The organism is Saccharopolyspora sp. NPDC045941 (assembly GCF_056431445.1).
This window is the reverse complement of the sequence record NZ_JBWKKU010000098.1, coordinates 21,936-28,437: the sequence shown is the minus strand read 5'-3', so window position 1 is coordinate 28,437 and position 6,502 is coordinate 21,936. Positions and strand designations below refer to the sequence as shown.

The 6,502-nt window shown below is 68.8% G+C and carries 2 protein-coding genes and 1 pseudogene; all 3 read right to left on the bottom strand.

The features are described 5' to 3' along the window. Nucleotides 1–90: 90 nt before the first annotated feature. On the bottom strand, nt 91–4,932 hold the full coding sequence (locus AC07FN_RS42685) for a DUF6531 domain-containing protein (protein ID WP_478400822.1): 4,842 nt from the start codon (nt 4,930–4,932) through the stop codon (nt 91–93). 45 nt (nt 4,933–4,977) lie between these two features. Continuing rightward, nucleotides 4,978–5,580 carry a YbaB/EbfC family nucleoid-associated protein gene (locus AC07FN_RS42680; RefSeq protein ID WP_478400821.1) on the bottom strand — a complete coding sequence of 201 codons (603 nt, stop codon included), beginning with the start codon at nt 5,578–5,580 and terminating at the stop codon, nt 4,978–4,980. A gap of 631 nt (nt 5,581–6,211) precedes the next feature. Continuing rightward, nucleotides 6,212–6,496 (bottom strand): annotated as a pseudogene (locus AC07FN_RS42675) (type VII secretion target); the annotation flags it as partial. Nucleotides 6,497–6,502 lie beyond the last annotated feature (6 nt).

The window sequence follows — 6,502 nt, the reverse complement described above, 5'->3', positions numbered from 1 at the left end:
TGGCTCAGTTCCAGCAAGGCCAGTTTCGGTCCACGACCATCGCCCATACCACACCCTAACAACCTGACAATGAATCAACGACTCACGACACTAGAACTTCTTGAACATGTCGCCGTACTGGTTGTCCCAAGTCGACTGCTTCTTGGTGCCCGGGTAGCAGTGGTAGCTCACGTCGTTGGAACCGCCGCTGAAGTTGCCCGACACCTGGTAGCGGACACCATCGACGCTCTGCGCTGGATTGGCGCCCTCGTAGATCGATCCGTCCGGGCGCCTGAAGCCGTCGTGGCTGATCTTGTTGAGATCCTTGCTCGCCTTGTCGTCCGCCTTCGCGGCATCCTGGTAGCGGTCGTTCGCAGCCTTGTACTCGGCGTAGGACTTCTCGCCCTTCCGGAGGTCCTCCCAGGCCTGATCCCGCTCCCGCTTCGCCTCGAAACGAGCGTCGGCGGTGCCCCCGTCCTTGTAGGCCTCCAACTTCTCCTGGCGTTTAAGGTCCGCGATCTCCGCGGCGTTCTTGCCGAAGTAGTCCTTGTGTGCCTGATCCCCGATGTTCTCCGGGAACTTGTTGGCGCCGGAGTTGCTGACGTTCGTGTTGTCCATCCCGGTGATGTGAGTCTTCTGGTGCTTGTTCTGGTGGGCTTCGACCTCGACGTTGTACTTCTTGCCGTTCACGTCGTACGTCCCTACGGGCTTCTGCTCGAGCGCCTTGGGCTCCGGCCGGCCCGTGTTGCTGCCGCCCTGGTTCGAAGGGCCTTGCCCGTTGTTCCCGGTCTCCGGCGTGTTCGGGGCCCCGTGCTTGCGCCCGGTCTGGCCCTTCGACCCCGCAGCGGCCCCCTGCGACCCCTGCGAGCCCTTCCCGCCGCCCTTCCCGCCGCCCTTCGGCATCAGCCCCAGCGGGTCCTTGGCGCTGTGCGGGTTGCCGACGTAGGCGACGGGGTTCGGGGCCGGGGCGAGTCCCAGCGGGTCCTGGCTGAGGTAACGACCGGTGGCCGGGTTGTAGTAGCGGTAAACGTTGTAGTTCAGGCCGCTTTCGAGGTCGGCGTACTGGCCGGGGAACCGCAGCGGCGTGCCGGCGGCCGCCGGCGGGGCGGGCAATTCCCTGCCCCACAGGCTGTTCCGGCCGTGCCAGGTGAGCATTCCGCTGGGGTCGACCAGATCGGTCGCCGTCCCCACCTGGTCGGTGATGACCGAGTGGAACCGCTCCGGCGCACCCGCGCCGCGTTCGAGCTGGGCGACGGGCGCGTCGTCGTCCGGATGATGCGCCCAGGTCGTCACCGTGCGGCGGCCATTGGCGTCGGTGTGCACCTGCTCGATCAGCGTCCCGCCGTCCCAGGCGAAGTCGGTCTGCTCCGCCACCGTGGACAGGTCGGGAGCGAGTCGCTGCTTGGCGATCCGCCGGCCGACCGGGTCGTACCGGTACCGCCAGATGACGCCCTCCGGGGTCGTCACCGCGACCAGCCGGTCGTAGGAATCCCACGCATAGCGCCAATTCCGGCCGGTGTTGTCGGCGCGGAGGACCAGCCTGCCCTGCGCGTCGTGCTGGAAGGTGACCGCGCCCGCGGCGATCAGGCTGTTGCCCGCATAGCGCCGCGGACCGGTCTCGGCATCGTTGAGGCCGTTGGACGCGACGACGTTCCCCGACCCGTCGTACCGGTAGCTCTCCCGCCGGTCCGGTGCGATGACCTCGACCACCCGGCCGGACGGGTCGATCTGGTAGCGAATGCTCCCGGAGAACCCGTCGTCGGTGCCGATCAGCTTGCCGTCCGGCCGGTAGAGGAACCGCCGCAGCAGCACTTGCTGACCCGAGCGTCCCGTGACCGCCTGCGAGGTCAGCCGCTGCTCGCCGTCGTACGACTGCACCAGGGTCACCGCACCGTCGATCGAGCGGTTGATCTGCTGACCGGCGGCGTCGTAGCCGAAGCTCAGCGAATGCCCGGCGAAGGACAGGCCGGTCGCCCGGCCGGCGGCGTCGTAGTTCCAGGCACTGGCCACCCCGGACGGAGTCTGCCGCCGTATCACGCCGTTCTCGCTGTCGTAGGCGAACGTGACCGACCGGCCGTTGATGGTCTCCGCGGTGATGCGTCCCTGGTCGTCCCGCTCGAACTCGAGGACGGCGTCGTCGTTGGTCGCCCGGTTCAGGTGGCCGACGGGTGAATAGGCGTACTTGGTGACGCCCGAGGGAGCCCGCCACTCGACCAGGTTGCCGAGCGCGTCGTAGACGTATTCGGTCTCCTCGCCCGCGCCGTTGACCGAGCGCACGAGCTGTCCCGCCGGGTCGTAGGCGTAGCGCAGCACCCGGCCGTCGAAATCGTGCTCCTCGACCACCCTGCCGGCGAGGTCGTAGACGTAGCGCCAGGTCTGGCCCTGCGGATTCGTGACGGAGGTCAGCCTCCGCTCGGTGTCGAACGTGCGCGTGGTGCGCGCCCCGGTCTGGTCGACGCTGGCCAGCTCGACCTCGAACGGGCCGTACTCGGTGGCGGTCACCCCGCCGATCTCGTCGACCTGCGCGATCTGGTTGCCCTCGGGGTCGTAGCGCCACTGCACCCTGTTGCCCAGCGAGTCGACGCGCCAGGAACGACGGCCTTCCACGGTCCAGCCGAGCTGGATCCGCCCGCCACCCGGCGTCGTCGTCTCCCGGGGGCGTCCGAACAGGTCCAGCAGCCGGGGATCGGGCTCGGTGAGTTCCGGTTCGGTGGTCTCGGCGCGTCCGGATCGGATGCTCTCGACGCTGAGTCGCGGTGCTACGCCGACCTTTCCGCCGAACGGGTCCAACGCCTCGTCGTCGTAAACCCGGGCCCAGGCGCGTTCGCCGTCCTTCACCTCGATCGATTCGACGGTGCCGTCGTCGGCGAGGTTCAGCCGGACGGTGCTTCCGTCCGGGCGCGTGATCCACCGCGGCTTGCCCAGGCTGTCGTACTGGTAGTAGGTGGTCCGGCCCAGCGGATCGGTCCGGTCGAGCAACCGGTCGTAGCGATCCCACGTCGACAGCGTGGTGTTGCCGAGCGCGTCGGACTCCCGCACGAGCTGCTTCGCGTCGTTGAACTCGAATTCTTTGACGCCACCCAGGGAATCGGTGTACCGGGTGATCGACCCGTCGTAGGTGAAGGTGGAGTCGAAGAAGCCCTTGTCACCCACCGTCCGGACGCAACGGCCGTGCTCGTCGTAGATGTAGCGGAACCAGAATCCGTTGCGGTCCTGCCACTCCGTCAGCCTGCCCGCGCTGTCGTACTGGAACAGCAGCGCCTTGCCCGAGGAGTTGACCACCTCGGCCAGGCGGCCCTTGGCGTCGTAGCCGTACCGCATCACCAGCACGTCGAGGTCGCGCTCCGGGTCGACCACGCGGAGCGCGGTGATCCGCTCCTGCTCGCTGTCGATCTCCACCCGGTACCCGTCGGAATGCTGGATCGCCTTCGGCGGGCCGAACCGGCGGTGCTCGACGTCGAGCCGGCGACCGTCCTCGTCCTCGACCGACAGCAACGGCAGCACCAGGTCGCGCCCGGCCGGCGGGCCGAATCGAAGGATCTGGTTCAGCTGCGTGTTCTCCAGGCTGTAGCCGCCGTCCTCGTCCAGGTGCAACGGCCACCGCGGGCCTTCGACCGGCAGCACCGGGGCTTCCGCCGACGGCAGCGGGTAGACCAGGATCATCCCGTCCGGGGAGAAGTAGCAGACGTTCTCCGCGTCGACCTCCAGCCGCTGGTCCAGCGTCGAGGCCCACGACTGTCCGAACCACCGCCCCGCCCGGTACGACGAGACGTACATCCGCTGCAGCACCAGGCTCAGCGGGCCCTGGATCTCCAGGTCCTTCTCGGTCATCACCATGTGACCGGTGGCGAGGTCGACCGGCTCGGAGCCCCCGGTGCAGATGTCCTCGCCCTTGACCGACCGGTCCCTGGGGTTGTCCGGCTTGTTGCTGGAACCATCCGGCTTGTTGTTCGACCGCGTCGAAGCCGGGGAGTTGTTGCTCGGCGTCGGGCCCGTTTCCGGCCCCGACCTCGTTGGCGGGCCGTCGTTCGGCGACGACTTCGGCGGCGGGCCGTCAGGGCTGTTCTTCGTCGGCGGGCCGTCGCTGGACGTCGATGACGTCGAAGCCGGGCCGTCGGGGCTGCTCTTCGTCGGGGGACCGTCGCTGGACGTCGACTTGGTCGACGCCGGGCCCTTCGGGGTCGGGGCCGAACCGTCGCCGGACTTGATCTTCTTCAGGGCGTCTTTGGCGTCGCCGAAGGAGGAACCGAGCTTCTTCAGCATCGGGGCCAGGGCCTTGATCGCCTTGACCAGCTTCGTGGTGATGTCGGCGATGCGGGCGGCGACCTTGGCGACCTCCGCGACCACCTGCGGCACCACCCAGGCCATCGCGATGCCCAGCGTGGCCAGCACCTGCAACGCCCAGCTCACCAGGTGGCCGACGAGCTCGGCGATGATGTCGCGCACCAGCGTCCGCACCGCCGCGACGACCTCGCCCGCCGTGCCGATGCCGCTCGACGCGCCGTCGGCCGCCGCCTGCGCGGCCGCGATCAGGTTGGCGGTGTCCTCGCTGCGCTTCCGGTAGGCATCACCGGCCTCGCCGATCCAGCTCCCCGTGTCGTTGTTGACCAGGTTGGTCATCTCGGTGCCGATCTCGCCCAGCTCCGCCGAGATGTTCTTCCACGTCTCCGAATGCGCCTTGATCTCGTCCGGATCGCCGGTCAGGGCGTCCAGCGCGTCCGAGACCGGGCCGACGTGCTCCATCAGCCAGCCCACGCCGGCGGCGAGGATCGAGCCGAACGGATCCATCGCCATGCCCAGCGCGTCCAGGCCGGTGCTCACCGCCCCCATGACGCCCGACGCCCAGTCCCCGGACTCGATCGCCTTCTTCGTGTCGTTGACCGACTCCAGGATCGGCACACCGCTGAACGACTGCGTCGAGTCCTCGCGCTGGGCAACCAACGGATTCGTCACGACATCACCCCAGGTAACAGGAAACGGGAAGGAAAGGGCGGGAGGTCAGTCCCGCAGCGGATCGAAGTCGGGGCCGAACTCGTCGTCGTCGTCCTCGAAGCGGGGCCGCTTCGGCGGCGCGGCGGGCGGCGTCGGCCCGGCCGCCGGCGGTGCGGGCGGTGCGGGCGGCGGCTTCGGGGCTTCCTCGTCGTCCGGGAGTGCCCACTTCGACGAGGCTTCCGACGGTTCGGGTTCCGGGTCCTCGGGCTGCTCGGGGAACCGTTCGCGCAGGTTGTCCAGCATCATCGAACGCGTCTGCAGGTCCTCGTCGCCGAGGTGGGCGGCCATCGTCTCGCCGACCTTGCTCGCGATGTCGGACTGCGCCCGGTGCATCGTGGACAGGATCTGCGCGGCCAGCTCGGACGGCGCCATCGTGCGGACCTTGTCGGTGAACTCCAGGTCCGTCACGCTGCCGTCGGCGCGGACCGTCACCTTGATGCGGCCGTCCGAGCTGGCTGCGGTCAGCCGCAGCTGCTCGGTCTGCTGCTGCACTTCCTGGTAACGCCGCGCCTTGTCGGCGAAGCCCTGCGCCCACTGCTGGATCCGCTGCTCGGCCTCGTCGGGGTCGGACCCGATCGCGGCGAACCCGCCTCGGCTTTCGCCCGGCATCGCACTACCTCCAAAGAATTTCTACTCCGCGGTCTGCCTGCTGCCCTGAGCCGCCGACCACTGCGTCGGAGCGACCACCGTTTCGCCCTCAGTCACGCTGAAAACGCGTCGGCGCCTGCCGAGCCACCGTCTCGCCCTCCGACGCGCTAAACCCTGTCGGTGCCTGGTTGCCCTCGGCCACGTTGAAGGGCGCCGGCGCCTGCCGAGCCACCGTCTCGCCCTCAGCCATGTTGAAGGGCGTCGGCGCCTGCCGAGCCATCGGCTCGCCCTCCGACGCGCTAAACCCTGTCGGTGCCTGGTTGCCCTCGGCCACGTTGAAGGGCGCCGGCGCCTGCCGAGCCACCGTCTCGCCTTCAGCCATGTTGAAGGGCGTCGGCGCCTGCCGAGCAGCCGTCTCACCCTCCGGCGCGCTAAACCCCATCGGCGCCTGCCGAGCCACCGTCTCGCCTTCAGCCATGTTGAAGGGCGTCGGCGCCTGCCGAGCAGCCGTCTCACCCTCCGGCGCGCTAAACCCCATCGGCGCCTGCCGAGCCACCGTCTCGCCCTCCGGCGCGTTGAAAGGCGTCGGCGCTTCCGTGCCGCGCAACGCGACCGCCGACTCGCGCACCTTGACGCCTTCTTCCAGCGGGGTGAAGGAGTCCGCGCTCGCCTGGTCGGTTTCCTCGTACTGCTTGGCCGTCGTGCGCACGTTGTCGGCGGTGGTGCTGACGCCCTCCTTCGCGGCCTTCAGGGCGTCGATTCCTTCCTCCTCCATCGGGTTGACGATCGGTGGCAGGAAGGAGCACAGGATCCCGTAAGCCTCGTCGGACATGCTCACGGTCTCGGCGGCCGAGATCGCGGTGTCCAGCCGGTCGGTCAGCCCGTCCAGGTGACTCGCGTGCGCGGTCAGCTCCTCGGCGACGACCTCAAAGGTCATGGTGCT